The sequence below is a fragment of the Psychrobacter sp. 1Y4 genome, assembly GCF_051847555.1.
Window position 1 is genome coordinate 1 of record NZ_JBPYDE010001194.1, and the last position, 509, is coordinate 509.

The window sequence follows — 509 nt, forward strand, 5'->3', positions numbered from 1 at the left end:
ATCAACAGGAGATAATACGCAATATATCAATAGACCTGTTTACGTTAAGCCAGATTCGATTCGATACAACGCGATTGCTTACAGCTACTTACCACTTGATAAAGAGCTTATCGGCCTTGACCCGGTACGTTTGCCGACCGATGGTCGTGTGCCATTTGTACGCAAAGGTGACAGTATCGCTATTACTGAGCTTAAAACAATGCAGTTACCAACCAATGCGCCAAACGATACGTTTGATTTAGGTTTTGAGCGTTTATCTGACGTAAATGTGGTTGATGCCAATGGCCTAAAAGTTAGCTTTGATTATCTTGATATTGATTTGGACGCAGGTACATTACAGCTTAACGATATGTTTGATATGTCATTTTATACAGCGCCATTGACTGCCAAATATCGCATTATGGATATTGCGCTAGTTATTGAGACTGATATATCAGGGCGTGTGACGCTATCGACAGTCATTACTCATGACTACAGCACAGCAGCAGTATTTAGCTCGATGCTACTCG

General features: G+C 41.5%; 1 pseudogene. It reads left to right on the forward strand.

The annotated features are described in order from the left end of the window. Positions 1-509 (forward strand): annotated as a pseudogene (locus ACS8FC_RS21105) (hypothetical protein); the annotation flags it as partial.